A 26261-nucleotide genomic window follows, 5' to 3' on the forward strand; every position below is an offset into this window, starting at 1 on the left:
ATTTAATTTTTATTGTTTTTAAATGTCAAAAAGTCACAAATAACGACAAAATATGAGTTTTCTATCATCACTATTTGGAGATTCTGATCAAAATGAATCATCAGAAACTAAAATAAACTGGATTCCCTTAACAAATTTAGACCAATTAGACGAAATCGTAAATGAGTCTAAAGAGAAACAAATTCTTATATTCAAACATAGCACAAGATGTAGTATTAGCAGAATGGCTCTCAAACAATTTGAAAGAGAATTTGATTTAGACACTAAAGTTAAGGCTTATTTTCTTGATCTAATAGCACACCGTGATGTTTCGAATGAGATAGCATCACGTTTTAACGTTGTTCATCAATCTCCTCAATTATTACTTATCAAAGACGGAAAATCGATATATGATGTTTCTCATAGTGATATTGATGCTGAAGCGTTGAAAGAAAAAGTGTAATTTTCAATAAAACTAAATGGATATCCAATCAATTTATCAAAAGACTATACTTTTTGCTGCCCATAAACATTCAGAGGATAATCAGCTCCTTCCTGATTCTCAACTACCCTATGTTGTTCATTTAAGCAATGTGGCAATGGAAATTTTAATTGCAGCAAATAACACAAAGGAATTTGACATAAATTTTGCTACTCAGATTGCATTATTACATGATACCTTAGAAGATACAACTACAACATTTGATGAATTAGAACTTGAATTTGGAACTGAAATAGCTAAAGGTGTTTCGGCTCTTACAAAAAATAATACTTTACCAAAAGAAGAAAGAATGCTTGATAGTTTGAACCGAATTTCCTTCCAAAGAAAAGAAGTTTGGGCTGTAAAATTAGCAGATAGGATAACTAACTTACAAAAACCTCCTAAAAGCTGGGATAGTCTTAAAAAAAGAAAATACAAAAATGAAGCTGAGACTATTTTAGAGCATTTAAAAGATGCTAATCTATATTTAGAAAATCGTTTACGCTCGAAAATTGAAGAATACGAGCAATACTTTGATTAAGAATTCCTCTTTATAAATATATGGTAAAGATGATTTTTGAAAATATATACTTTAAAGTTTAAATGGATATAATTAAAAACAAACAAACTTTTGTTTCTGTAATTTCTATAATTGGAATTGTAATTGGTTTTCCTTATGGATTATATGCTTTAGCAAATTATGGCAGCATGGGTGGATTTGTAATCCTTTGGTGTGTATCTGGTTTATTGATTCTTTTGGCAATTGACAGAGCATTAGTTTCATTTATAAATCCGCGAAAATTATCTATTATTGAAATTATACTTACTTTGATTTTAGTGATTATAAGTCTATTATCTAGCTAATAATAAAAACGCCGAAATTTTAATTTCAGCGTTTTTATTATAAATGTACAATCTAAAAACTTCCTCCTGAACCTCCTCCACTAAAATCTCCTCCTCCAAACTCCATTGGGGATTCCTCGGCTTTTATTTCTGGCCTTAAATTAAATGTTGAAGCAATTATTAAAGCTTCGGCATTTAGTAATGAATTAGTGTTATCGATACGATCTGGCTTAAATGTTATTCCTTTTTCATTATCTCTTGTTTTTCTTATTGCAAAATAAGTAAATCCAAAAAGCAATAAACCTCCAAAAGTTAAAGCAACTTCTGTTGGTAAAACATGGTGATAGGTTCTAAAAGTAAAAATAGAAAAACAAAAGGCTAAGAAACCTAACCAAAGTAAGATTCTGTCTTTATTACGTAATCCAAAAAACAAATAAAGAACAGGAACTACAAACGTAAAACTCCAAAAGAATAACGAAAACGGAACATCTGGACTTAACTCGTAATAAGTACCTGATAGAAAAGCCGAAAACTCTCTTACAACCATATAATTCCCTGATAAATAGAATAATATTAAACTGAAATTTTTCATCAAAAGAAATCCATTATAATAAAAAGGCTCAGCTAAATTCTTAAGAAGTACTTTACTACTAAAATATAATCCAATTGCATAAAGCATTAATACAAAAGGCAAAATAACACTCCCTAACTCAATATAATTAAAGAAGACAAAACCTAATGTCGTGGTCGATGCCAAGCAAAAAATCAATGCCGAAGACAAATGCAAGTACCGCAAATACATCAAAAAAGAAACTACCGTTACAGTAATCATGCTTGACAACACATCTACATTATTAATTCGTAATATGTTTGTTGTAAAAGACATCGCAACTGCTATAGCCAAAGTTAATTGTGCTCCTAATACAAAAGCATCGTCTAAACCGTAACCATAATATTTTTGTTGTGCTAGAATTTCTGTTCCTATAAACCCAATTATTGCAAAAAAATAAACTAAACCGATAAAAAACCTATCTGAAGAAGCACTTATCCCTAATAATGATACGGCACCACAAATAGATGAATACAAAAACACTCCTAACAAAAAGAAACCTATACGAACTAATATATTATCCTGACTCCTAAGAGCTGGTAATTCTTTAGAGACATTGTCTAATTGCTCTTTAGTAATAAAATTGGCTTTTTGTAAGTTCTCTGCTTCATTGACCAAAAAACCATTCTTCAATAAATTCTTATCGTATGCTATCATTTGCTTTTTGTTTATTGAAGTTTTTAATTAATTTAATGAATAATATAATTGAACCTATTACGTAAAAAGGAGCTGCAAATAACACCAATTCATAAAAATTGGAAGCATCTATAAACTCTAAAAATTTAAAAACTATAATATTAATGCCAATGTAGGCGTATATAATTGTAAACACGAATAATGAAATTGCAGGAATTTGATAGCTTACTTTGTAGAAATAATAAGTAGAAGCTCCTAGGACAATAGCAAAAATCAACCAATATCCTTGGAATAAATTATTGATTGCAGCAATACTTATCAAATGCAAAGCATAGGTAAGGTAAATAAAATTGAAATGCATTTTTAAATTAATCTTTGTGCTATAAATAGTCCAAAGGATTAATAAACCTCCTAATATAATTGCCGAATAACTTAAGGTATCAGTAGCATAAAAATCATTACTAAGTAAACTTTGCGGACTTACTGAAAGACCTATATAAGCTGCTAAACCTGTTACAGCAATTGTTAATGCACTCTTATTATCAAAATAATAAGCACAAAAGAAACTAATAATTGTAGGCACTAATGTTGCTAAACCATAATGGGTACCGAATAGTTCGTATTGAAATTGAATGTACCCTACAAAAATACAACTCAGAATTGTTGCTGTAAGAACTAAATATTGTAATACAGGATTTTCAAAACTAGAATCTTCTTTTTGAAATCCTTTTGAATTTTTAAAGCAAAAATAAAAACAGATTACTGTTACAATTAAAAGCAAAGACAAAATAGCTACATGACCTATTGTATCTATATTTTGATAAATCAAGATTCCGATTCCTGTTGTAAATAACAAAACCGATAGGTATAGGAATAACTTTAATTCGTTATGTAGCGAAAAAATCCCTAAACTGCGATAGGCTTTTACCTGTACAAATTGTTCTTCGGTAATTAAGTTCTTCTCAAAAAGTTTTTGAGTTGCCTGTTCATCAAATTGTGTCATACTATTACTTTAAGATAACTATGTATCAAATATATGTATTTAGTATGAATTTTCTGTTTTCAATAAAAAAGGATTTACCCAAAAAAAAAAATGCGCTATGAAATCATAGCGCATTTTCGTGAATTAATAAGAACTCTTCATCTTATCTTTTATAGCATCTAAACACAAATTATTAATACTTCCTTCGTGTGTATGTTTTGTTTCTTTAGGAGACTTAAATGTACCATTTTCTAATTGCTCAGCAACTTCTTTGTATGCATCTCTAAACGGCATTCCTGCTACAACCATTTCATTTAATGTATCTACTGTAAACAAGTAATCGTATTTTTTATCTTCTAAAATATGGTCTTTTACTGCAATGTCTTTTATGGAGAAAATTGCAATGTCTAAACAAGCTTTAAGGTTTTGAATTGCTGGAAACAATCCTTCTTTTAAAAGCTGTAAATCTCTATGATAGCCACTTGGTAAGTTATTTGTAATTAGAGTGATTTCATATGGTAATGCTTGTATCTTGTTACATTTACCACGAATTAACTCAAATACATCAGGGTTCTTTTTATGTGGCATGATGCTCGAACCTGTTGTAAGATGCGATGGTAAGCTGATAAAATCAAAATTCTGACTCATATACAAACAAACGTCCATTGCAAATTTAGACAGTGTTGCTGCAACACTACTCATTGCAAAAGCAACTGTTTTTTCTGCTTTACCACGACTCATTTGCGCAGCTACTGCATTATATTTTAAAGTTTCGAATCCTAGCTCTTTTGTTGTAAATGTTCTGTTTATAGGAAATGAACTTCCGTAACCAGCTGCTGATCCTAATGGGTTTTGATCTACAATTTTGGCAGCCGCATTAAGCATTGTAATATCATCAATAAGACTCTCTGCATAAGCAGAAAACCACATCCCGAATGATGAAGGCATTGCTATTTGCAAATGCGTGTATCCTGGCAATAATACATTTTGATGTTTCTCAGCAGATTCCATTAACAAGTCAAAAAGACTTTTTACTTGTTCTTTTAATGCTTTTACTTCGTCTTTTAAATATAAATGTACGTCAACCAAAACTTGATCGTTACGAGAACGTGCTGTGTGGATTTTCTTCCCTGCATCGCCTAATTTCACTGTTAGCAAATATTCGATTTTGGAATGTACATCTTCAAAACTATCTTCGATTACAAAATTTCCTTTTTCGGCATCTGCAATGATTTCGTTTAATGCATCTACTAACGAATTGGTTTCATCGGCAGTTAAAAGCCCAATTTGACCCAACATTTTTGCATGTGCAATAGAACCTAATGCATCGTATTTTGCTAGGACTAAATCAAGTTCTCTATCATTCCCAACAGTAAATTGCTCGATTTGTTTATCAGTTGGTATTCCTTTTTCCCAAAGTTTCATAACTTATGTTTTTAGACTATTTCGATTATTAAATCTTCTTAGTTTATATTTTTTTAATTATTTGAATTCTTAACTTTCAAAATTTCTTTATCAAAATCAGAAATATACTCTCGATCTTGAATTATTCTGAATTTATCAAACTCAGATTCTGCTTTTATCTTTGCCTCTAATTGTGAAATCTTACCATTATCTAATAAAATTGGGTAATTTGAAAGCTGAAGAAAATTATTCAAAAAAACACTCCAATCCTCCATTTTCATCAATAATTGCCTTTTTGCATTATTTTCAGCTAAATCTAAATAAGCTGAAACTATTCTGTTTAATTCCTGAATATGGTTTTCATTCAAATAGTTTTTAGCAATTACAACATCTATTTTTTGAATCTTACCATCTGGAGCATCTTTCCAGGTTGATAAACCCATATGTATTTTTGTAGCATCTGCTTCTGTATAAATAATTTCAGCTGCAGTTTTTCCTGAAATTGCCCAATGTAATTTATTCTGTACTGACGCAAAAAAGTTTTTTGTTTCTAAAGCCGTTCTTTCATAATCTACAGAAAGCGCATAGATATCAGTTATTTTTTGATAAAACCTTCTTTCGGAAGATCTTATTTCTCTTATTTTACCTAGTAGCTCTTCAAAATAATCTTTACCAAATGACGAACCATTTTTTAGCATTTCATCATTTAATACAAATCCTTTTACAATAAACTCTTTTAAGGTTTTGGTTGCCCAAATTCTAAATTGAGTTGCTTGTTTTGAATTTACACGATATCCGACAGCAATAATTACGTCAAGATTATAAAAATCTAGTTCGCGATTTACTTGACGATTCCCTTCTTTTTGAACTACTCTAATTTTTCGAGTAGTTGAAATTTCTTCTAGTTCCTGACTCTTAAAAATTTCCTTTATATGATAATTTACAGTATTAGATTCTATCCCAAACAATTCAGCAATAGCTTTTTGAGTTAACCAAAAATTTTCATCAATATAAGTTACTTCAACATTTATATTGGTGTCTGCAGTTTGATACAATAAAATCGGCTTTTGCATTTTTGTTTTTTTAGTAACTCTATAATTACATCAAATATAAACTCTTTTATCTATATATTGTTTCTAGCTCCAATAGCTATCGGGATAACTCCTAATTCTTATTTATAATTTAAAGAAGTCAGTTAGTATTTTAATATACAATTCGATACCTTCTTCGATTTCATTGATAAAAATAAATTCGTCTGCCGAGTGTGACCGTAATGTTTCTCCTGGCCCAAGTTTTAATGACTGGCAGCTTAAAACCGATTGATCCGAAAGCGTTGGCGATCCATACGTTGTTCTTCCTAAAGCAATTCCTGCTTGCACCAAAGCATGTACTACTGGGATTGAGGACGCATTAAGATGCATAGAACGCGGTGTTACTTCTGCTTTTACATTGGCTTTTACCACTTCTAGAATTTCCGTATTTGAATAACAATCGTTTACACGAATATCGACTACCAAATCACATTCTGACGGCACTACATTATGCTGCTTTCCTGCATTTATCTGAGTTACAGTCATTTTTACAGGCCCTAAAACATCGGATACTTTATCGTATCTATAGTTTCTAAACCATTCCATTACCGGAATAGCATTGTATAATGAGTTATCTTCATTTTGATGTGCTGCGTGACTTGCAGTACCTTTTACCTTAACATCTAGTACTAACAATCCTTTTTCGGCTACAGCCAATTGCATCAATGTAGGCTCTCCTACAATTGCGCAATCTAACTCTGGTAAATGTTGCAAAACACTATTTAATCCATTTTTCCCGCTACTTTCTTCTTCTGCAGAAGCTACGATTACCAAATTATATGGTAATTTTTCGTTGTTATAAAAATGTACAAATGTTGCCAATAACGAAACCAAACAACCTCCTGCATCATTACTTCCTAAACCAAATAATTTACCATCTTTTACAATTGCTTTAAAAGGATCGTTGGTATATGCTTGATTTGGTTTTACTGTATCGTGGTGCGAATTAAGTAAAAGAGTTGGTTTCTTTTCATCAAAATACTTGTTGAAAGCCCACACATTATTGTTTTCTCTCTTAAAAGGAATTCCGTTTTGATTGAACCAATTTTCGATTAAAAGTGCCGTTTGATCTTCCTCACTTGAAAAAGAAGGGGTTTCGATTAAACTTTTCAATAATGCTATTGCTTCTTGCTGGAGCGTTTCTATATTTTTCATTTTTAAATAGGTACTGAGGTACTAAGATTCTGTATTTTCTAAGATTGCAAAAATCATGGTTTCTTAGAAACTTAGCAACTTTTTTCTTTTATAATTTAATCGTTGTGTGCAATATATTAGAATTTTGCAACATACTATGATGTCCAATTTTTATTGTTTGAACTCCTTTAGACAAGCTGTTAAAACAATTATCTAACTTAGGAATCATCCCAGAATGAATTACCTTTTCAGTTTTTAATTGTTTATATAAAGCTTCGTTTATTTCGGTAATAACCGAATCATCATCTTCTGAATCTGACAAAACTCCTTGTTTCTCAAAACAATAGGTTAGCGTAACATCAAAGTCTTCAGACAAGGCAATTGCTAACTCGCTTGCAATTGTATCGGCATTTGTATTTAACAATTGTCCATTTTTATCGTGTGTAATCGCGCAAAAAACTGGTACTATGTTGTTCTCTAGTAATGTCGCCAGCAAACTTGTATTTACTTGCTTGACATCGCCTACAAAACCATAATCAATTGTTGGGTGATTTCTTTTTGTTGATTGGATTAAATTCCCATCAGCTCCAGAGAATCCAATTGCATTATTATTTTTAGACTGTAATTGTGCTACAATATTTTTATTAATCTGACCTGCATAAATCATCACTACAACATCTAGCATTGCAGCATCTGTTATACGACGACCATCAATCATTTGTGGAACCAAACCAATACTTTCTGCCATTTTCGTAGCAGATTTCCCTCCTCCATGAACTAATACTTTATAACCTTCTATTTTAGAAAAATCGGTTAAAAACTGCTCTAATTCTGATGGATTATCGATTATATTTCCGCCTATTTTTATTACTGTAACTTTTTTCATGAGGTTCAAAGGTTCAAAGGAACAAAGGGACAAAGCTTAGATTCAGTTTGTAAAATCTCTGAACCTTTGCAACTTTGTGCCTTTGCACCTTTATTTATAACTTCTTTAGAATCTTTTGCAACACTAATTGCGCTGAATATGTTCTGTTATTTGCTTGCTCGATTACGATTGAATTTTCGCCATCCAAAACTTCATCACTCACAATTACATTACGACGAACTGGAAGACAATGCATAAATTTTCCGTTGTTTGTTAATGCCATTTTTTCGGCAGTAACTGTCCACGTTGGATCTATATTGGTTACTTTTCCATAATCATTAAAATTACTCCAGTTTTTCACATATACAAAATCAGCATTTTCGAATGCTTTATCTTGATCATATTCAATTTTGCAGTCTTTTGTTATTTCTGGGCTCAATTCATAACCTTCAGGATGCGTAATTACAAAATCCATATTCTTTTGCATTTGCATCATCTCTACAAATGAATTAGCAACTGCCTGAGGTAAAGCCTTAGGATGTGGCGCCCAAGAAAGGACTACTTTGGGTCTATGTTTGGTTTTATATTCTTCCATTGTAATTGCATCTGCCAAAGACTGCATCGGATGACGAACTGCACTTTCCATATTTACAATAGGTACTGTTGCATATTTTATGAATCCTGAAATAACAGTTTCAGCATAATCTTTTTCTTTATTTTCTAAACCTGCAAAAGCACGAATCGCAATAATATCACAATACTGTGAGACTACTTCTGCTGCTTCTTTGATATGTTCTGAAGCACCCGAATTCATAATTGCTCCATCTTCGAACTCTAACGTCCATCCTTCATTGGTAAAATTCATTACCATTACATTCATTCCTAAGTTTAAAGCTGCTTTTTGAGTACTCAAACGCGTTCTTAAACTAGGATTAAAAAATAACATTCCTAAGGTTTTATTCCTACCTAAGTGTTGGTTTTTTAGTGGTTTTTTCTTGATTTTTAACGCACTCTTAACCCATTTTGATAATGAGTTGATATCTTGAATTGAAATATAATTCATAGTTTTTTGTTTAATCGGTTAATCGTTTTTTGTTTAATCGGCTTAGCAACTAAACAAACCTAACTTATATACTTTTTCTGAAAAGAACGTTTCGTAATGCTTTCTTTTTAATCGATTAAACAAATTAACGATTAAACAAATAAACATTCCTACACAATCTTAGTAAAAGGGATTTCGTTTTTTAATGCTTTTAATATAAAATTATCTTCTAATCCGTTTACGATCCAAGTTTCGATATTTGCTGCTTTAGCGATTGCCGCTGCTTCAATCTTGGATTGCATTCCTCCTGTTCCGTGTGACGACTTAGATTCTCCTATTTCTTTTTCTAAAAGCTGTAAATCATTCACTAAGGCTATCGTTTCTGGCACTTCATCATGAATAGATGCTTTCGTATAAATTCCGCTTGTGTTTGTAGCGATTATCAAAATATCTACATTTAATAAAACGGCTGTCAATGCTGCTAATTTATCGTTATCTCCAAACTGAATTTCGTCGGTTGCAACAGTATCATTTTCATTAATAATCGGAATGTAATTGTTCTCGACCAAAACATTTATTGTATTTACAATATTGATTTTGGATTGTTCTTTTTCAAAATCAGAATAGGACAACAAACATTGCGAGGTCAATAAACCTAAATCGCTAAAGTTCTCATGGAAAATCCGCATTAAATGGGGTTGCCCTATCGAAGCCAAAGCTTGTTTTACAATAATTTCCTTGCCATTGCTCTCTAGTTTTACAAATTGTTTCGCCGCTGCAATAGCTCCTGAACTTACAATTACAAATTCATATTTGTCATTTAAAGCGGCAATTTGCATTCCAATATCCTCAATCTTCCCTCTCGAAATATGATTGGTTTCTTTGGTTAACGTATTGCTTCCAATTTTTAATAAAATCCTTTTTTTAGTCATTTTTTTTAAGTGGCTAAGGTTTTGAGTTACTAAGATTCTAAGTTTTTTATATTGTAAATTTTCTTTTACCGCAAAGGCGCAAGGTTTTTTTTATGTTGTAAACCTTTATAAACGCAAAGTTCGCAAAGCTTTGTCTATAATTAAATTCCAATTTTTAAAATCCAAATTCCAAAAATCTAAAATTAACCGAAAATAGCGCAAGGTTTTTTTATGTTGTAAACCTTTATAAACGCAAATTTCGCAAAGCTATATCTGAAATCTAAAATCGTTAATCATCAATCTAAGAAGTCTAATTATCTAATTTGCCCTTCTCCGTAAATATACCACTTATTGGTAACCAGATGTTGCAATCCGATGGGTCCCCGCTGATGTAATTTATCAGTACTTATAGCCAATTCTCCACCTAAACCAAGTTGTCCTCCATCGGTAAATCGAGTCGAAGCATTATGATAAACTGCTGCAGCATCTATTGATTCCATAAATTCTTGGGCAACAGCATTGTTTCTTGTAATAATTGCTGCTGAATGTCCGCCACAATATTTATTGATTTTTGCGATAGCTTCCTGTTCTGAATCGATTGTTCCTAATACAATTTTATAATCCAAAAATTCTTCATACCAGATATCTTCGTCTTTCAAAACAGTAGTATTTGCAAAAGATTCTAGTGTTTTATCTACAATAATCTCAACTTTTGATTCATCTAATCCCTCTATTAAAATGGCTAGAAAACCTTCAAAATTTGGCAATCGTGAATCTATTAAAACCTTATCTATCGCATTACAAGCTGAGATTTTAGATGTTTTTGCATTCAAGATTACTTTCAATGCGATATCTGTATCTGCTTCTTTATGAACGTAAACAAAATTATTCCCGCGGCCACTTACAATTACTGGACAAGTAGCATGGGCTTTTACAAACTCTATTAACTTTTCACCACCACGAGGTACAATTAAATCTACTTTTTGTGTTGGCTTTTCTAAAAAAGCTTGTGTTTCTTGCCGATTAAAATTTAAATATTCAACCCATTCTGTCGAAACATTATTCTCGGTTAAAGCTTGATGCCATAGACTTACAATCTTTAAGTTTGATTTTAATGCTTCTTTTCCACCCTTAAGCAAAATTTTATTTCCTGATTTAAAAGCAATTCCTCCAGCTTCGATAGTTACATCGGGTCTTGATTCATAAATAATTAATATCGTACCAAAAGCTGCTGTTTTATTACTGACTTTAATTCCATTTTCATGTACAAAATGAAACCTTTCTACACCAACCGGATCTTCTTGAGATACCAACTGATTTAATGACAGAATCATTTCATCAATCTTGTTGTTATCGACTTTTAAACGTTCCTTCATGGCTAAATCGGCGCCATTGTAAGCGGCTAGATCAGCTTGATTCGTCAGAATAATTTGGTTTCTTTCTTCTTCAACAAGCTTTGCCATCGAGAGTAAAACCAAATTTCGCTTTTCAATTGATAATTGGTGGTTCATAATTTTTATAGTTGGTTGTTTGGTAGTTGTTGTATGTAGTTAGCAATAAAAAACTAATGTCCTAATTCGGCTAAACTCTCTTTTAATGCAACAATGAATGTATCTATATCTGATTTTTTTACAGTTAATGATGGTAAAATTCTTAATAGATTCTTATTGTTGGCACTTCCTGTAAAAATATGTTTCTCTACAATTAATTTTTTGCGAAGCGCACCGATTTCAAAATCAAATTCTACACCTAACATCAATCCTCTTCCTTTTACTTTTATGATTTGAGGTACTTGCTTAATTTGCTCAAAAAAGTAAGCAGAAACTTCGTTTACATTATCCTGTAATTTCAGCTTTTCCATTACATCCAAAACTGCAATTCCTGCCGCACAAGATAAATGGCTTCCCCCGAAAGTAGTTCCTAATAATCCGAAACTTGCTTCAAATTCTGGCGAAATTAAAATAGCTCCAACCGGAAAACCATTCCCCATTCCTTTTGCCACCGAAATAATGTCGGCTTTGATATTATGATGCTGGTATGCAAAAAACTTTCCGCTTCTTCCGTAACCTGATTGTACTTCGTCTAAAATTAAAACTGCACCGTGTTTTTCACAAGCTTTTTCTAAAGCCTGAAAAAATTCGGTTGTCCCTTCGTCCAAACCACCTACTCCTTGAATTCCTTCGATAATAACACTAGAAACATCCCCTTTTTCAAGTTCAGCTTCTACTAATTCGATAGCATTAAGAGGCAAGAAAGTAACTACTTGTTGTGCATTTATTGGAGCTACAATCTTTTTGTTATCTGTAACTGCAACTGCTGCTGAAGTTCTTCCGTGAAAAGAATTATGAAAAGCGATAACTCTTGATTTTCCGTTATGAAAAGAAGCTAGTTTCAATGCATTTTCATTTGCTTCTGCTCCTGAACTGCATAAAAACAATTCATAATCTTCTAATCCTGAAAGCTTCCCTAATTTCTCAGCTAATTCTACCTGCAAAGGATTCTGAATTGCATTAGAATAAAAACCTAAATTATCTAATTGATTTTTAAGTTTCGATACATAATCTGGTTGTGTGTGCCCAATAGAAATTACTCCATGACCACCATATAAATCTAAATACTCTACTCCGTTATTATCTGTAATTGTGCAATCCAATGCTTTTACAGGTGTTATATCATAAAGTGGGTATACGTTAAATAAATTCATGTCTTCTTTTTTTATTTTGTTTCAGGTTTCAGTTTTCAAGTTATGTATAGAACGTGAAACTTCAAACTCGAAACTAGTTTAAGTTTCAGTATTCATATTTCAAGTTACGCACTGAGCGTGGAACTTGTAACTTTAAACCTGAAACAATTTTTTCTAAAATCCGCTTGGTTTCAAATGTAAACCTATTGTTTCTGGTAATCCAAACATTAAATTCATATTTTGAATTGCTTGTCCAGAAGCTCCTTTGGTTAAGTTATCAATTATTGAAGTAATCAATATCCGATTTCCTTTTTTAGTTAAACTAATAATACATTTGTTCGTTTGTACAACCTGTTTCATATTGATATTGGTTGTAGTAACTGTTACAAACGGTTCATTTTTATAAAAATCTTCATATTTTGCTACGATTTCATCAAAGCTATCTTCTACAGTAGTGTATAATGTTGCGAAAATTCCTCTTGCAAAGTCTCCTCTATTCGGAATAAACAACAACTCATTTGAATAAGCTGCCTGTAATTGATTTACACTTTGATTTATCTCTCCTAAATGCTGATGATCAAATGCTTTATAATGCGACATATTATTTGACCTCCAACTAAAATGCGTTGTTTCTGAAGGACTTACACCTGCTCCGGTACTTCCTGTTGTAGCATTAATATGTATGTCATTTTCTAAAAGCTGATTTTTTGCTAAGGGTAATAATGCTAATTGAATTGCTGTAGCAAAACAACCCGGATTGGCAATATAATTTGCTTTTTTAATAGCCGTTTTATTCAATTCTGGCAATCCATAAACGAATTGTTTTCCATCAAAATTTGAATCTTCAGTCAATCTAAAATCATTTCCTAAATCAATAATTTTAGTGTGACCTGCAAATTTGTTTTTTTGTAAAAATGAAATAGACTTTCCATGACCTAAACATAAAAATAATACATTTACATCTGGGTTAATTGCATCGGTAAAATCCATTTCAATATCTCCCAATAAATCGTGATGTGCTACAGATAATGGCTTACCTGCATTAGTTGTACTGTACACAAAATCGATATTCACATTAGGGTGATACATCAATATTCTTATCAATTCCCCAGCTGTATAGCCCGAACCGCCTATTATTCCAACATTAATCATAATCTAAGTGATTTACGGATGAAAATATATTTTGAGCATTTCCTAAAATCTTAATAAATCCTTTGGCATCATCAGATGTCCAGGCATTGTTCATTTCTCCATATTGGCCAAATCCTGTATTCATTAAATCATTATCTGATTCAATTCCGTCAAGCGAAAAGTGATATGGTTTTAATGAAACAATTACAGTTCCATTTACTGTTTTTTGAGTATCTTCAAGGAAAGCTTCAATATTACGCATTACAGGATCCAAAAACTGACCTTCATGAAATAACATTCCGTACCAGTTTCCTAGTTGTTCTTTCCAATATTGTTGCCATTTACCTAGTGTATGTTTCTCTAATAAATGGTGTGCTTTTATAATTATTAATGGTGCAGCTGCTTCAAAACCAACTCTTCCTTTAATTCCAATAATAGTATCTCCTACGTGAATATCTCTACCAATTGCATAAGCATTAGCCAATTTTTCTAAGATAACAATATTTTTGGTTGGCGTATTTTTAATGTTATTTACACCTACTAATTCTCCTTTTTCAAATTGTAAAGTTACCTTCTCTTCGCCATCTTTTTCTAATTGCGATGGATATGCTTCACTTGGTAAAGCTTGGTTAGAAGTTAAGGTTTCTTTTCCTCCTACACTCGTTCCCCAAAGTCCTTTATTGATAGAATATTGTGCTTTTTCCCAAGAATAATGTACTCCATTTTTTTGTAAATAGTCAACTTCCTCTTGTCTTGACAATTTTAAATCTCTAATTGGAGTAATAATTTCAATTTCAGGAGCAATTGTCTGAAAAATCAAATCAAATCTAATCTGATCATTTCCTGCTCCTGTACTTCCGTGTGCAATTGCCTCTGCTCCTACTTTTTTAGCATATTTTATTGCTTCAATAGCTTGAAAAACACGTTCGGCACTTACAGATAATGGATATGTATTATTTTTTAGCACATTTCCGTAAATCAAATATTTTATAGCTTTATCATAGTATTTATCTACGATTGTAAGATTTGCATGCTGTGCACTTCCTAATTCGTAAGCTCTTTCTTCAATAGCATTTAATTCTTCTTCATCGAAACCTCCTGTATTAATAAGTACAGTGTGGACTTCATATCCTTTTTCATTTTTTAAATATTTAAGGCAGTACGAAGTATCTAATCCTCCGCTATAAGCTAATACAACTTTTTTCATAATTTTATTTTTTTAAGAAAAGGGCTTGTTTAATTGATTTTAATCTATTGAGTACTTTTACGTTAAATGGATGTTTTGGTGGATCTTTTTGTTTTTCTTTTGGATCGTACAACATTCCTGTACATAAGCACATTTTATTTTCTTTACTTTTTAATATTTCATAATTCGTACAAGTTTTGCAACCTGCCCAAAAGCTTGGATCACTTGTAAGTTCTGAGAAAGGAACTGGTTTATATCCTAAATCTGAATTAATTTTCATAACAGCAAGACCTGTTGTGATGCCAAATATTTTAGCATCTGGAAACTTTTCTAATGAATAATCAAAAACTTTTGATTTGATTTTTTTAGCTAAACCTAAGTTTCTATAATCAGGATGTACTATCAATCCAGAATGAGCCACAAACTTGCCATGCTGCCAGCTTTCGATATAACAAAACCCTGCAAATTTACCATCTGCCAAAGCGATCAAAGCATCTCTATTCTCCATTTTTTTCTGAATATATTCTGGAGTTCTTTTAGCAATTCCGGTACCTCTCAATAAGGCAGACGACTCTATGGTATCGCAAATTTCTTGCGCATATTTATAATGTTCTTCTTGTGTTACAACAATAGAGATCTTCATTTCAATAGTTGAAGTTAGGGTTAAAAAATAAAACATAATTTTTTTTCTGAAACCCAAGAGTTGCTTCAGCAAAGCTAAATAAAAAATACGTAAAACCCTTAATATCAAAAACTTGACATTGAGATAATTTTAAATAAAATGTACTTCTAGGATGTGTTTGTCCAAAGGACAACTTAGGTAATTTCAAAACAAAAAAATGAATATAAATAAATACGACGAAAAACTCTTTTGAATACTATAGAGATAGCATCCGTACTTCGGGAGAAGTAGCAGGCGAGTTTGTCCGTGACAAAGAAGTTATATGTAAACTTATTTTATTCATCGATGCAAATTTACATCTTTTTTTCAATTACAATACGTAATTTGAATTTTCTAACATTTTTTTAATATAATGTTGTTTTTGTAGATTTATCGCATTACAACAATTAAATTCTAAACAAAATTTAAACTTTTAATAAAAAAAACGGCTATTTAAGTTATACTCAAATAGCCGTTTTTAATAATTCACATCTTTTAAAGCTCTTTAAAAAAGCTTATAAGCGTTATTTTTAATCTAAAAAAATTTAAATTCAGATTACTCTTTTGTAAATTCCATTACTTGTGAGTTTTCTAAAATTGTCATTTTTAATCCTGTTTTAGTAAATGCAAACCTTAATCCAGCTCTTAATGATTCAAAAGTATCAACTGCTCCAGCAACTGGATCAATTGTAAATTTAGGATAATTAGGAAGTTCTACTGTTAAAGCATTATTTTTTTCTGTAAAAGCGATTTTAAGAGGTGTCGTTTTACTAGAATATGTACCTAAATAAGAATCTAAAACAACATCCTTTTCAATTTTACCACTTCCTGCTGTCCATACATTATTACTTTCATTACTATCTGGAAAAACGTGATCAGGATCGATTATAACACTCTCTATCTCTTCTGTAGAGTCAAATTTAAAAGACCACTCTGTATTTCTCTGCCAGATTTCAACTGGTAATTTAACTCTAGAAACTTTTCCGCTTTTAGTTTTTACATCTATTACAACAGGCATTACCATTTTTTCAAAATTTTCAATAGTAATAATAATTCCTTTTTTAGGATCATTTTTCACATATTTAATAGAATTTATCCCCTGATCAAAACGCCAATTATTAACAAACCATCCTTTCCAAAACCAACTTAAATCTTCTCCTGCGACATTCTCCATTGTTCTGAAAAAATCATCTGGTGTAGGATGTTTATAAGCCCAACGTTCCATATAAGTACGGAAAGCAATATCAAAACGCTCTTTACCTAATATTTGTTCTCTTAAAATTACTAAACCTGAACTTGGTTTATAATAACACAACAAACCGATATTAGCCTCCTTCATATTATCTGGAGAACTCATTATAGTTTCTAATTTAGGGTTCGTAAACATCTCCGCCATTTTATGTAAATCTCTTGGCGCTTCTTTATACTCTCCTTTATTAAACTCAGCAGTACTTAATGAATTGATAAAAGTATTAAATCCTTCATCCATCCATCCGAACAATCTTTCATTTGAACCTACAATCATAGGAAACCAGATGTGCCCAAACTCATGATCTGTAACTCCCCATAAATCTTCTCCTTTTGATTCCCAACTACAAAATACAATTCCTGGGTATTCCATTCCTCCTTCATTTCCTGCTACGTTTGTTGCAACTGGATAAGGATATTCTAGCCATCTATTTGAATAATTTTCGATTGCTCCTTTAGTATATTCTGTAGAACGCCCCCAAGCAGCATCTCCAGCACTTTCGACAGGATAAGCAGAAAGAGCCAATGATTTTTTCCCACTTGGTAAATTAATTTTAGCTCCATCTAAGATAAATGCTGCCGAAGATGCCCATGAAAAATCACGTGCATTTTTAATTTGATAATGCCATGTTTTTTCTCCATTTCCAGAAGTATTTGCTGCAGCAACTTCTTCAGCAGAACGAATCATAACTGTTTTATCACTTAGTGCAGCTTCTTTAAAACGTTTTTGCTGTTCAGCAGTATATACTTCAGGTGCATTTAATAATTCTCCTGATGCAACTACAAAATGATTCGCAGGAACAGTTAGTTTTACATCAAAATCACCATATTCCAAATAAAACTCTGAAGCTCCTAAATACGGATGCGTGTTCCAACCTCTTACGTCATCATACACACACATACGTGGATACCACTGCGCTATCGTAAAAACTTTACCATTTTTAGTTTCAAGAACTCCTGTTCTATCCGAGCCTTCATTAGGAGCGATATAAGAAAACTCAATTTTAATTTTAACACGGCTTCCTTTTGCTGCCAATTCTTCTGGAAGAAAAATCTGCATTCTGGTATCAGTAACGATATATTTCGCTTCTGTTTCAACTGATTTTTTCTTACCTAGTACTGTTACTTTTACTGATTTAATTTTATTTCCACCATCAAAAACCTGACCTTGAGCTCCGTTGCGACTTCCTGTTAAAGGCACTACAGCATTTCCTCGTGAATCTTCTTTAAATAAATTTTGATCCAAATTAAGCCATACAAAAGACATTTTATCTGGGCTATTATTGGTATAAGTAATTTCATCTGTACCAATGATCTCATTAGTAGCTCCATTTAACTTTGCAGTTATTTTATAATCTGCTCTATTTTGCCAGTATTCAGCACCTGGCTGACCGCTTGCTGAACGAGTTGCTGTTCCGTTTTTAGAATAGAACAATGGAGAGAATGCCTCATAATAATCGTATTTAGAAATAGGATTAGCATTTGCAGTAGGAACTTGTTGTGCCCATGTGGCCGAAATTCCAAACAATAAAGCCATAGATAATATGGCTCTCAAAGAGAGTTTTTTCATTTTTGTTGCTGTTTATCTAGCAAATTAATGAAAAAAAAAAGTATTTATGAATTAAAACCAAATAGATTAATACAATTTTACAGAAATTTTATCGAAAAATATTTCATCAGCTTTTTCGCCTATAATTTAATTTTATAAATATATTTACAATTCGTTATCTTTTAATCATTCAAAACCTAAATTTTGATTACAATTATTTCAAATTCAAAACTTACTGCTTCAATTAAACATACTGGAGCCGAATTATTTTCATTAAAAAACAAACATAATAAAGAATATATCTGGGAAGGCAATCCTGCTTTCTGGGGTAAACATTCTCCTGTTTTATTTCCAATCGTTGGGACTTTAAAAAACAACACCTATACAATTAATAATATATCATATCATTTGCCAAGACATGGTTTTGCCAGAGATATCGAGTTTAGTCTAATTTCTAAAACGGATGAAAGCGCAGTATTTTCAATTCAATCAAATGATGAAACACTAAAAATATATCCTTTTGAATTTGAACTCCAAATAATTTATACCTTAATAGATTCACAATTAAATATCAATTACAAGGTAATCAATAAAACCGATTCTAAAATGCCTTTTTCTATTGGAGCCCATCCTGCCATAGCACTATCGGAAAACTTTCAAGATTATACTTTAGAATTTGAGAAAAAAGAAGCTCTAGAATATTCTTTACTTGAAAATGATTTGATTTCTAATAAAACAAAACAATTAGAAACAAAAGAAGATCAAATTCAGCTAAATTACCAGCTATTTGAAAATGATGCTTTAATCTTTAAGTCATTAGAATCGAATTCATTAACTATCTTAAAAAGCAATATACCATATGTAAAAGTTGACTTTGCAGATTTTCCTAGTTTAGGCATTTGGACAAAAGAAAACGCTCCTTTTATTTGTATTGAGCCTTGGTTTGGCTATTCAGATACTCCCGAGAATTCAGGAAATCTTTTCGAAAAAGAAGGAATCTTGACTTTAGAAGCAAATCAAACATTTAATTCGAAATTTAGTATTGAAATTCTATAATTTAATCTTATTACATACCCTATGTTAAATTTTAATTTTTCTCCATTTCCTGTACTCGAAACTGAACGCTTACTCCTTAAAAGAATAACGAATGAGGATACTAGCGAAATCATAGCACTACGTTCTAATCCAGAAACTATGAAATACATTCCAAGACCACTCATAACAACTAATGAGCAAGCATTGGAACATATATCTCAACTTAACAGCATTATAGAAACAAATGAAGGAATCAATTGGGGAATTACCTTAAAAGACAGTCCTAAAATAATTGGATTTATTGGTTATTTTAGAATTCAACCTGGAAACTTTCGTGCAGAAATAGGCTATATGTTATTACCTGAATTTCATGGAAAAGGAATTATCCCTGAAGCTGTAAAAATAACAATTGACTATGGTTTTAATGAAATGAAGCTTCATTCAATCGAAGCTGTTATTGATCCTGATAATCTGGCTTCTGAAAGAGTTCTACAAAAAATGGGATTTGTAAAAGAAGGTCATTTTAAAGAATCAGAATATTACGAAGGGCGTTTCTTAGACAACGTAATCTATTCATTACTCAACAAAAAAAACATTTAAATTAATGAAAGCATTGGGGGTTTAAATAAATTTTAAATATAAGCTTCTCATATAACTCGATAATTTAATATTAATGAGAAAAACAAATTTACTATAAGAAAAGCACTTAGCATTTATATTTACTTAAATGACTTACATGATTTTAATCAATTCTTGTTAAATTTTAAAATTACGACAATACAATATAATGCATTGCGTTATATTTGCATCCGAAACTAGCAACCAAAACTAACTTATTGCTAGTAATTACTAGATTTTATGAAAAAATTATTTGCCTTAATCGTTCTTTTCTTCTCAATTCAATCTCATAGCCAAACTTACATAAAAGTAAATGCTCTTACTGCTTTAGTCTCAATTCCTGATGTTGCGGTAGAAACAAGCATTGGTGATAAATTAACTCTTAATGTTGACTTAATGGCCTCTTTCTGGGAATCATTTGATGGAAAAAGCCCAATGAAATTTGTCACCTTTACTCCCGAAATTCGTTACCATTTTAATGAAAAATTCAATGGTTTATATTTTGGTGGTCATATTGGAGGAGACGTATATAAAATCCAAAAATGGAATTACTGGGATACCAACAAATACGAAGACGGATTTGGATATAGACTAGGAGCTACACTTGGATATCAAAAGAAATTAAATGAAAAATTCATGCTTGACTTTTTTGTTAGTGGAGGATGGCATCAAGGTTTTTATAAAGGCTTTTACAATGACGGAACACCTGGCCGTTATGAAAAAGCTCATGATTATAACAAAAGTGGAGAATGGCTACCTTATGGAGGCGGTGTAATGATCTCGTATAAATTAAATTAATTTATACTGGAAATTTAGGAATCGATTTTATATATAAATCTTCTACTTTTTTTCTAGCCCAATCCGTTTTTCTTAAGAAAGTTAAACTAGATTTTACACTAGGATTTGAAGTAAAACATTTAACTGGAATTAATTCGCCTAAAGTGTCAAACCCATAGTAAGCAACTAGTTTTTCGAGTATCGCCTGAAGCGTGATCCCGTGTAAAGGATTTTTATCTTGATTTTGCATTTTATATTTTTTTTTAATAAATAATAAAAAGACCGTACTATAAGAAGTACGGTCTTTCTTTTTTACAAATTTACTAAATTGAAATGTAAATAATCTTCTATAATTTAGAATATGAATTTAAATCCAACAGCAAGAGGTGTTGTTAAATTTGCACCACCAACAGCATAAGCTGAGTCAACATTGGCCATATGTGCTAATCCAAAATTAGTTACAGTAGTTTTAGAACCATCTTTTGGGTCTAAAGTTGTAGATGTAAAGTTCGCTAAATTATAAGAAAACTCAACTGAGAAATATTTTGTTACGAAGTAATCAAATCCACCTGATAAAGTCAAACCAAATTGATTTATTTTCAAATCACTTTCTTTTTCTTTCCCTGTAATAATTGGTGCTGCCAATTGACCGAAGAAATATAAAGAAGAACCCCCAATATTCCAATATTTTCTTGCTAATGGCTGAATAACTATCAAATCTGTTTTTACATCTTTATTTTCAGTAGGAGTAGATAAACCGTCAGATTTCATATTAATATACCCAATTCCTGCCCCAACAGCTACAGATGGCGTGATAAAAGTACCTACAATCGGAATTACTGATAAATTTGTATGTTTTACATCATCAGTTTTAGTTTGTTGGTAGCCAAATTGCGATGTTACAAACCATGCTCCTTTTAACCCTTGATCGGCTTCCTGAGCTTTTACAGTTAACCCCATTAAAACAATACTAGCTAATGTTAAAATTTTTTTCATGTCTTTAAGTTTTTATTTTAAATTATTTAACAAACTTAGCCGTAAGTTTTTTCCTGAAAAATGATTAAAATCATAGTTTAAAAATTATCTTTAATTATCTTTGATTTTACTAAAGTTTTTCTTTTTTATTTTACATTTGTACCCTATGTTAAAAACAGTCAATATACTCAACAAAAGAGCCCGCTTCGATTACGAAATAATAGACACCTACACTGCTGGAATTGTTTTATCCGGAACTGAAATCAAATCAATACGACTTGGTAAGGCAAACATTACCGAAAGTTTTTGTGAATTTAGTGGCGATGAACTTTTTGCTATTAATACTTATATTGAAGAATATACCTTTGGAAATCAATTTAATCACAAATCAAGAAGTGAACGAAAATTGCTTTTGAATAAAAAAGAATTAAAAAGTCTTCAAAAAAGTGTGCAAGCAAAAGGATTAACTATTATTCCTTTAAAGTTATTTACTAATGAAAAAGGACTAGCTAAATTACAAATCGGTCTTTGTAAAGGGAAGAAAAACTACGACAAACGCGAATCTTTAAAAGAACAAGATACCAAACGTGATCTAGACCGAATTAAGAAAGCATTTTAATAAAAGTCATATCTCAATATTTATACTTATTTTTACTACAATAAATTTTAAATTTCAATTTATGAAAAGAATATTTGTTGTATTAACTGTAATCTTATTATATGGATGCGGTACTAGTTCTTCAATTGTTAGTAGTTGGAGAGATCCAGAAATAACAATTAGTTCACAAAATTTCAAAAAAGTATTAGTCGTAGCTTTAATAAAAAATGAAGAAACACGAAGCCTTATTGAGAACAGAATTGCAGCAAATAGCCCTGTTTTTCATACTTCATATCAATTTTTGAATCAAGTTAACAATGGTCTTACAGATGATCAAAAATTAAAAATATTACACGATGAAAATTTTGATGGCGTAGTAACAATGCGCTTGGTAAGCAAAGAAAAACAAACCGATTATGTTCCTGGAATAGATACTAGTATTTATTACGGAGGCTATAACGGCCTATATGGAGGCCCTTTTGGTGGTTGGTACGGAATGTATGGAACTGATTTTTACTCTCCTGGCTATTATGTCGAAAATACCTTTTATATAGTCGAAACCAATGTTTTTTCTTTAAAAGAGAAAAAATTAATATGGTCTGGCACTACACAATCATCAGATGTTACAGATATAGGTCTTACTGTAGATGACATCATGAGAACCATCATAAACGAAATGAAAAAAGACGGTACCCTACCTAAGAAATAATAGCTATTATAAAAACAAAGTATAATAGCATTGAATTCATTTTTAATGCTATTTTTTATTGCAAAAACAATGACTATTTTTGTCTTGACAATTAAAACCATGCTTCTGAAATGAAAATGATACTTAAAAATGCTCGAGAACAAAAAGGTTTTAAAACCAGAGAAGTAGCACAATTACTCGAAATTGATCAAGCATTAATAAGTAAATTTGAAAGTGGCACCCGAAAACCTACAAGAGAACAAATTATTAAACTTGCTTCATTACTCGATATTGATTTTGAAAATCTATTAATCGTTTGGTTAAAAGAAAAAATAATACATGAAATTGGACATGAAGAATTAGCTCTTAAAGCGCTACATCTCGCCGAAATCGAAATTCAAAATATCAAAAAAGCAGATACTTCGATCATCTTATCAACACTACAAAACGTTTTAGATGAAATTGAAATATTAAAAACAAAAATACAATCCTTTCAACAATTTGAATTGCATCGAATTTCTAAAATTTTAGAGTTGGAATTTACATACGAAAGCAATCGCATTAATGACAACTCACTGACACTACAAGAAACTAAAGCAGTAATTAATGAAGGATTAACTATTGGAGGCAAGACGATGCGTGAACATTTAGAAGCTGTAAACCATCATGAAACTATTTCTTATATCAAAGATCTGACTCAAAAAAACAGTGTAGTAAATGAAAAAGAAATACTAACAATTCATAATCAAATTTTAAGAGGAATAAAACCTGAACATGCTGGAAAATATAAAAGTGATTCTTTAATCATTCGCGAAATGAGTTCATTCTTCAGTTGGTTTGAAACCAATAAGAGTACACTGCATCCTATATTACTAGCTTCTGAAGCACATTTAAAAATTATGACAATTAGTCCTTTTGAAAGCGGAAACATTCAAATAGCTCATTTATTAATGAATTGGATATTAATCCAAAACGGCTATGTTTTTGCAACTATTCAAGGTGATAATGAACATAAAAATGAATATTTTTCAATTTTAGCGGAAAGCCAGAATAAAAACGACAAATCAATTTTCATAAACTATGTTGCACGGATCGAAAAAGATAATTTACAACGTGCTATCCAATTGGTTTCTCAATAGCTACATTACCAAACTTTAAACATTTTTTTTCACCATTAAGCAATTAAGAAAAATTAAGTTTAATCTAAATGGAAGCTATTAGATGGATAAACTAAATTCGAAACAAAAAAAAAACCATTAAGAAACTTAATCTCTTAATGGTAAAACTTTTTACTATTGGTACAAAACCAAAATTTAATTTTTATCCTCTAATAAAGGTACGAATCTAAATTCTCCAAACTCATGTTTTTCAAATTGAGTTTCGTTTTTACGAATTAATAATGTCATAATTTGAACATCTTCTCCTAGCGGAATCACTAGTCTTCCTCCTATTTTTAATTGTGCCATTAATGGTTGCGGAATAAATGGCGCTCCTGCAGTTACAATTATACTATCAAATGGAGCATAAGTAGGTAATCCTTTATAACCATCTCCAAAAGAAAGATGTTTCGGACGAATTCCTAATTTAGGAAATAAAACTGATGTTGTTTTAAACAGTTCATTTTGTCTTTCGACACTATATACCTTGGCTCCCAACATATATAATACTGCAGTTTGATACCCTGACCCAGTACCAATTTCTAATACTTTATGTTCTTTTTTAACTTCTAACAGCTGCGACTGAAACGCTACAGTGTAAGGTTGAGAGATAGTTTGCCCCGCACCAATCGGGAAAGCTTTGTCCTGATAAGCATAATCTTCAAAGCTAGAGTTCAAAAAAAGGTGTCTTGGGATTTTTTTTATCGCTTCCAAAACAGCTTTATCGGTAATTCCCTTTTGTTGTAAAGTGCTTACTAATTGATTCCGAAGTCCTTGATGTTTGGCAGTGTCTTTCAATGTTTGATCTTTTAATTTTGGTAAAAATAAGAAAGTAAATAGTAATTCAAATATTGATTCTTAAATATTAAATTACTAAAACTTTAAAGCATTCACTTTCACTTTCAACAAATAAATTATATTTTTGTTAAAAATACATTCTCATGTTAAAAGTAGGAGTTTTAGGTGCTGGTCACTTAGGTAAAATACATTTACGTTTATTACAACAATCTGATAAATATGAATTAGTTGGTTTTTATGACCAAAATCAAGAAAACGCCGAGAAAATTTCCAAAGAATTCGGTTATAAAAATTTCAATACAATTGCTAAGTTAATACATGCTGTTGATGTAATTGATATTGTGACTCCAACATTATCACACTACAAATGTGCTAAAGTTGCCATTAAATCAGGAAAACATATTTTCATCGAAAAACCAATTTCGAATACTGTTGAAGAAGCCGAAGAAATTATTGCTTTAGCAAAAGAATATAACGTAAAAGGTCAGGTTGGACATGTCGAACGCTTTAATCCAGCATTCATAGCAACAAAAAACATGATCGAAAATCCGATGTTTATAGAAACACATCGTTTAGCCGAATTTAATCCTCGTGGTACAGACGTTCCTGTAGTTTTAGATTTGATGATTCATGATATCGATGCCATTTTAAGCGTAGTGAAATCGAAAGTAAAAAACATCAATGCTAGTGGAGTTTCAGTAATTAGCGATACTCCGGATATTGCCAATGCTCGAATTGAATTTGAAAATGGTTGTGTTGCGAACTTAACAGCAAGCAGAATTTCAATGAAAAACATGCGTAAAACACGTTTTTTCCAAAGAGATGCCTATATTTCAGTTGACTTTTTAGAAAAGAAATGTGAAGTTGTTCGTATGAAAGATGCTCCCGAAATACCAGGTGATTTCGATATGATTTTGCAAAATGCAGAAGGCGTAAAAAAGCAAATCTATTTTACAAACCCAGATGTAGACCAAAACAATGCAATTCTTGATGAACTAGAATCTTTTGCAAATGCAATCAATACCAATACTGATCCAATTGTGACTCTAGAACAAGCAACAGATGCATTAAGAGTGGCTTACCAAATTATTGACTGTTTCGATAAATAAAAATAACCTAAAAGAAGTTAGCCATAAATTCACGAATTAATTTGTGAGTTTGTGGCTAAAATTATAAAAT

General features: G+C 31.2%; 27 protein-coding genes. 10 read left to right on the forward strand and 17 right to left on the reverse strand.

Translation table 11 applies throughout. The annotated features are described in order from the left end of the window. Positions 1-52 precede the first annotated feature (52 nt). The 3 genes from ytxJ (at position 53) to OIU80_RS05155 (ending at position 1324) form a co-directional block, all read left to right on the forward strand. Complete coding sequence (ytxJ, locus tag OIU80_RS05145; RefSeq protein ID WP_264285981.1) at positions 53-442, forward strand: bacillithiol system redox-active protein YtxJ; 390 nt, start codon at positions 53-55, stop codon at positions 440-442. Between the two features lie 16 nt (positions 443-458). Then, complete coding sequence (locus OIU80_RS05150) at positions 459-1001, forward strand: HD domain-containing protein (protein WP_264285982.1); 543 nt, start codon at positions 459-461, stop codon at positions 999-1001. A 62-nt stretch (positions 1002-1063) separates the two neighbouring features. Continuing rightward, on the forward strand, positions 1064-1324 hold the full coding sequence (locus tag OIU80_RS05155) for a hypothetical protein (RefSeq protein WP_264285983.1): 261 nt from the start codon (positions 1064-1066) through the stop codon (positions 1322-1324). Positions 1325-1376: 52 nt separating this feature from the next. Here OIU80_RS05155 and OIU80_RS05160 read toward each other — a convergent pair whose 3' ends face one another. The 14 genes from OIU80_RS05160 to OIU80_RS05225 form a co-directional block, all read right to left on the reverse strand. Continuing rightward, positions 1377-2570, reverse strand: a complete 1194-nt coding sequence (locus OIU80_RS05160) for a hypothetical protein (RefSeq protein WP_264285984.1) — start codon at positions 2568-2570, stop codon at positions 1377-1379. Continuing rightward, entirely contained in the window at positions 2554-3552 is a 999-nt protein-coding gene (locus tag OIU80_RS05165) for a DUF2157 domain-containing protein (protein WP_264285985.1), read from the reverse strand. The genes OIU80_RS05160 and OIU80_RS05165 overlap by 17 nt, the downstream gene beginning before the upstream one ends. Positions 3553-3675: 123 nt before the next feature. Beyond that, entirely contained in the window at positions 3676-4956 is a 1281-nt protein-coding gene (gene argH / locus OIU80_RS05170) for an argininosuccinate lyase (RefSeq protein WP_264285986.1), read from the reverse strand. 53 nt (positions 4957-5009) lie between these two features. Beyond that, positions 5010-6008 carry a virulence RhuM family protein gene (locus tag OIU80_RS05175; protein WP_264285987.1) on the reverse strand — a complete coding sequence of 333 codons (999 nt, stop codon included), beginning with the start codon at positions 6006-6008 and terminating at the stop codon, positions 5010-5012. Positions 6009-6110: 102 nt separating this feature from the next. Further along, positions 6111-7181, reverse strand: coding sequence for a M20 family metallo-hydrolase (locus OIU80_RS05180; protein WP_264285988.1), 1071 nt, complete (start codon positions 7179-7181; stop codon positions 6111-6113). An 88-nt stretch (positions 7182-7269) separates the two neighbouring features. After that, a complete protein-coding gene (argB, locus tag OIU80_RS05185; protein WP_264285989.1) occupies positions 7270-8046 on the reverse strand; it encodes an acetylglutamate kinase in 777 nt (258 codons plus the stop codon). 94 nt (positions 8047-8140) lie between these two features. After that, positions 8141-9088: an N-acetylornithine carbamoyltransferase gene (locus OIU80_RS05190; protein WP_264285990.1), complete on the reverse strand. Its 948-nt coding sequence runs from the start codon at positions 9086-9088 to the stop codon at positions 8141-8143. 149 nt (positions 9089-9237) lie between these two features. After that, the gene (proB, locus tag OIU80_RS05195; protein WP_264285991.1) at positions 9238-9999 is read right to left on the reverse strand and encodes a glutamate 5-kinase; all 762 of its coding nucleotides are present in this window, start codon (positions 9997-9999) and stop codon (positions 9238-9240) included. A 293-nt stretch (positions 10000-10292) separates the two neighbouring features. Further along, a complete protein-coding gene (locus OIU80_RS05200; RefSeq protein ID WP_264285992.1) occupies positions 10293-11489 on the reverse strand; it encodes a glutamate-5-semialdehyde dehydrogenase in 1197 nt (398 codons plus the stop codon). Between the two features lie 53 nt (positions 11490-11542). Further along, the gene (locus OIU80_RS05205; RefSeq protein WP_264285993.1) at positions 11543-12682 is read right to left on the reverse strand and encodes an aspartate aminotransferase family protein; all 1140 of its coding nucleotides are present in this window, start codon (positions 12680-12682) and stop codon (positions 11543-11545) included. 153 nt (positions 12683-12835) lie between these two features. Then, complete coding sequence (argC, locus tag OIU80_RS05210) at positions 12836-13813, reverse strand: N-acetyl-gamma-glutamyl-phosphate reductase (RefSeq protein ID WP_264285994.1); 978 nt, start codon at positions 13811-13813, stop codon at positions 12836-12838. Then, positions 13806-14999, reverse strand: a complete 1194-nt coding sequence (locus tag OIU80_RS05215; protein ID WP_195736327.1) for an argininosuccinate synthase — start codon at positions 14997-14999, stop codon at positions 13806-13808. The genes argC and OIU80_RS05215 overlap by 8 nt, the downstream gene beginning before the upstream one ends. Positions 15000-15003: 4 nt before the next feature. After that, positions 15004-15621: a GNAT family N-acetyltransferase gene (locus OIU80_RS05220; protein WP_264285995.1), complete on the reverse strand. Its 618-nt coding sequence runs from the start codon at positions 15619-15621 to the stop codon at positions 15004-15006. Between the two features lie 574 nt (positions 15622-16195). Further along, positions 16196-18457 (reverse strand): M1 family metallopeptidase, encoded by a 2262-nt coding sequence (locus OIU80_RS05225; protein WP_264285996.1) that lies wholly within the window; start codon positions 18455-18457, stop codon positions 16196-16198. A gap of 183 nt (positions 18458-18640) precedes the next feature. Between OIU80_RS05225 and OIU80_RS05230 the strand changes: the two genes are divergently transcribed. The 3 genes from OIU80_RS05230 (at position 18641) to OIU80_RS05240 (ending at position 20887) form a co-directional block, all read left to right on the forward strand. After that, complete coding sequence (locus OIU80_RS05230) at positions 18641-19492, forward strand: aldose 1-epimerase family protein (RefSeq protein ID WP_264285997.1); 852 nt, start codon at positions 18641-18643, stop codon at positions 19490-19492. A gap of 21 nt (positions 19493-19513) precedes the next feature. Beyond that, positions 19514-20071, forward strand: coding sequence for a GNAT family N-acetyltransferase (locus tag OIU80_RS05235; protein ID WP_264285998.1), 558 nt, complete (start codon positions 19514-19516; stop codon positions 20069-20071). 258 nt (positions 20072-20329) lie between these two features. Then, positions 20330-20887 (forward strand): DUF3575 domain-containing protein, encoded by a 558-nt coding sequence (locus tag OIU80_RS05240; protein WP_264285999.1) that lies wholly within the window; start codon positions 20330-20332, stop codon positions 20885-20887. Position 20888: 1 nt separating this feature from the next. Here the strand turns inward: OIU80_RS05240 and OIU80_RS05245 are convergent, their stop codons facing one another. After that, positions 20889-21116, reverse strand: coding sequence for a VF530 family protein (locus tag OIU80_RS05245; protein WP_264286000.1), 228 nt, complete (start codon positions 21114-21116; stop codon positions 20889-20891). Between the two features lie 104 nt (positions 21117-21220). Beyond that, the gene (locus tag OIU80_RS05250) at positions 21221-21862 is read right to left on the reverse strand and encodes a porin family protein (protein WP_264286001.1); all 642 of its coding nucleotides are present in this window, start codon (positions 21860-21862) and stop codon (positions 21221-21223) included. A 145-nt stretch (positions 21863-22007) separates the two neighbouring features. Between OIU80_RS05250 and smpB the strand changes: the two genes are divergently transcribed. The 3 genes from smpB (at position 22008) to OIU80_RS05265 (ending at position 24266) form a co-directional block, all read left to right on the forward strand. Beyond that, complete coding sequence (gene smpB, locus OIU80_RS05255) at positions 22008-22460, forward strand: SsrA-binding protein SmpB (RefSeq protein ID WP_264286002.1); 453 nt, start codon at positions 22008-22010, stop codon at positions 22458-22460. 61 nt (positions 22461-22521) lie between these two features. After that, complete coding sequence (locus OIU80_RS05260) at positions 22522-23148, forward strand: hypothetical protein (RefSeq protein ID WP_264286003.1); 627 nt, start codon at positions 22522-22524, stop codon at positions 23146-23148. A gap of 110 nt (positions 23149-23258) precedes the next feature. Further along, entirely contained in the window at positions 23259-24266 is a 1008-nt protein-coding gene (locus tag OIU80_RS05265; protein WP_264286004.1) for a helix-turn-helix domain-containing protein, read from the forward strand. A gap of 174 nt (positions 24267-24440) precedes the next feature. Here OIU80_RS05265 and OIU80_RS05270 read toward each other — a convergent pair whose 3' ends face one another. Beyond that, entirely contained in the window at positions 24441-25082 is a 642-nt protein-coding gene (locus tag OIU80_RS05270) for a protein-L-isoaspartate(D-aspartate) O-methyltransferase (protein WP_264286005.1), read from the reverse strand. A gap of 143 nt (positions 25083-25225) precedes the next feature. Between OIU80_RS05270 and OIU80_RS05275 the strand changes: the two genes are divergently transcribed. Further along, a complete protein-coding gene (locus tag OIU80_RS05275; RefSeq protein ID WP_264286006.1) occupies positions 25226-26191 on the forward strand; it encodes a Gfo/Idh/MocA family protein in 966 nt (321 codons plus the stop codon). The last annotated feature ends 70 nt before the right edge of the window (positions 26192-26261 follow it).

Origin of the sequence: Flavobacterium frigoritolerans, assembly GCF_025847275.1 — a bacterium.
Classification (GTDB): domain Bacteria; phylum Bacteroidota; class Bacteroidia; order Flavobacteriales; family Flavobacteriaceae; genus Flavobacterium; species Flavobacterium frigoritolerans.

Coding starts and splice junctions, on each gene's coding strand:
- ytxJ (WP_264285981.1), top strand. CDS start 53: ATGAGTTTTCTATCATCACTATTTGGAGATTCTGATCAAAATGAATCA.
- OIU80_RS05150 (WP_264285982.1), top strand. CDS start 459: ATGGATATCCAATCAATTTATCAAAAGACTATACTTTTTGCTGCCCAT.
- OIU80_RS05155 (WP_264285983.1), top strand. CDS start 1,064: ATGGATATAATTAAAAACAAACAAACTTTTGTTTCTGTAATTTCTATA.
- OIU80_RS05160 (WP_264285984.1), bottom strand. CDS start 2,570: ATGATAGCATACGATAAGAATTTATTGAAGAATGGTTTTTTGGTCAAT.
- OIU80_RS05165 (WP_264285985.1), bottom strand. CDS start 3,552: ATGACACAATTTGATGAACAGGCAACTCAAAAACTTTTTGAGAAGAAC.
- argH (WP_264285986.1), bottom strand. CDS start 4,956: ATGAAACTTTGGGAAAAAGGAATACCAACTGATAAACAAATCGAGCAA.
- OIU80_RS05175 (WP_264285987.1), bottom strand. CDS start 6,008: ATGCAAAAGCCGATTTTATTGTATCAAACTGCAGACACCAATATAAAT.
- OIU80_RS05180 (WP_264285988.1), bottom strand. CDS start 7,181: ATGAAAAATATAGAAACGCTCCAGCAAGAAGCAATAGCATTATTGAAA.
- argB (WP_264285989.1), bottom strand. CDS start 8,046: ATGAAAAAAGTTACAGTAATAAAAATAGGCGGAAATATAATCGATAAT.
- OIU80_RS05190 (WP_264285990.1), bottom strand. CDS start 9,088: ATGAATTATATTTCAATTCAAGATATCAACTCATTATCAAAATGGGTT.
- proB (WP_264285991.1), bottom strand. CDS start 9,999: ATGACTAAAAAAAGGATTTTATTAAAAATTGGAAGCAATACGTTAACC.
- OIU80_RS05200 (WP_264285992.1), bottom strand. CDS start 11,489: ATGAACCACCAATTATCAATTGAAAAGCGAAATTTGGTTTTACTCTCG.
- OIU80_RS05205 (WP_264285993.1), bottom strand. CDS start 12,682: ATGAATTTATTTAACGTATACCCACTTTATGATATAACACCTGTAAAA.
- argC (WP_264285994.1), bottom strand. CDS start 13,813: ATGATTAATGTTGGAATAATAGGCGGTTCGGGCTATACAGCTGGGGAA.
- OIU80_RS05215 (WP_195736327.1), bottom strand. CDS start 14,999: ATGAAAAAAGTTGTATTAGCTTATAGCGGAGGATTAGATACTTCGTAC.
- OIU80_RS05220 (WP_264285995.1), bottom strand. CDS start 15,621: ATGAAGATCTCTATTGTTGTAACACAAGAAGAACATTATAAATATGCG.
- OIU80_RS05225 (WP_264285996.1), bottom strand. CDS start 18,457: ATGAAAAAACTCTCTTTGAGAGCCATATTATCTATGGCTTTATTGTTT.
- OIU80_RS05235 (WP_264285998.1), top strand. CDS start 19,514: ATGTTAAATTTTAATTTTTCTCCATTTCCTGTACTCGAAACTGAACGC.
- OIU80_RS05240 (WP_264285999.1), top strand. CDS start 20,330: ATGAAAAAATTATTTGCCTTAATCGTTCTTTTCTTCTCAATTCAATCT.
- OIU80_RS05245 (WP_264286000.1), bottom strand. CDS start 21,116: ATGCAAAATCAAGATAAAAATCCTTTACACGGGATCACGCTTCAGGCG.
- OIU80_RS05250 (WP_264286001.1), bottom strand. CDS start 21,862: ATGAAAAAAATTTTAACATTAGCTAGTATTGTTTTAATGGGGTTAACT.
- smpB (WP_264286002.1), top strand. CDS start 22,008: ATGTTAAAAACAGTCAATATACTCAACAAAAGAGCCCGCTTCGATTAC.
- OIU80_RS05260 (WP_264286003.1), top strand. CDS start 22,522: ATGAAAAGAATATTTGTTGTATTAACTGTAATCTTATTATATGGATGC.
- OIU80_RS05265 (WP_264286004.1), top strand. CDS start 23,259: ATGAAAATGATACTTAAAAATGCTCGAGAACAAAAAGGTTTTAAAACC.
- OIU80_RS05275 (WP_264286006.1), top strand. CDS start 25,226: ATGTTAAAAGTAGGAGTTTTAGGTGCTGGTCACTTAGGTAAAATACAT.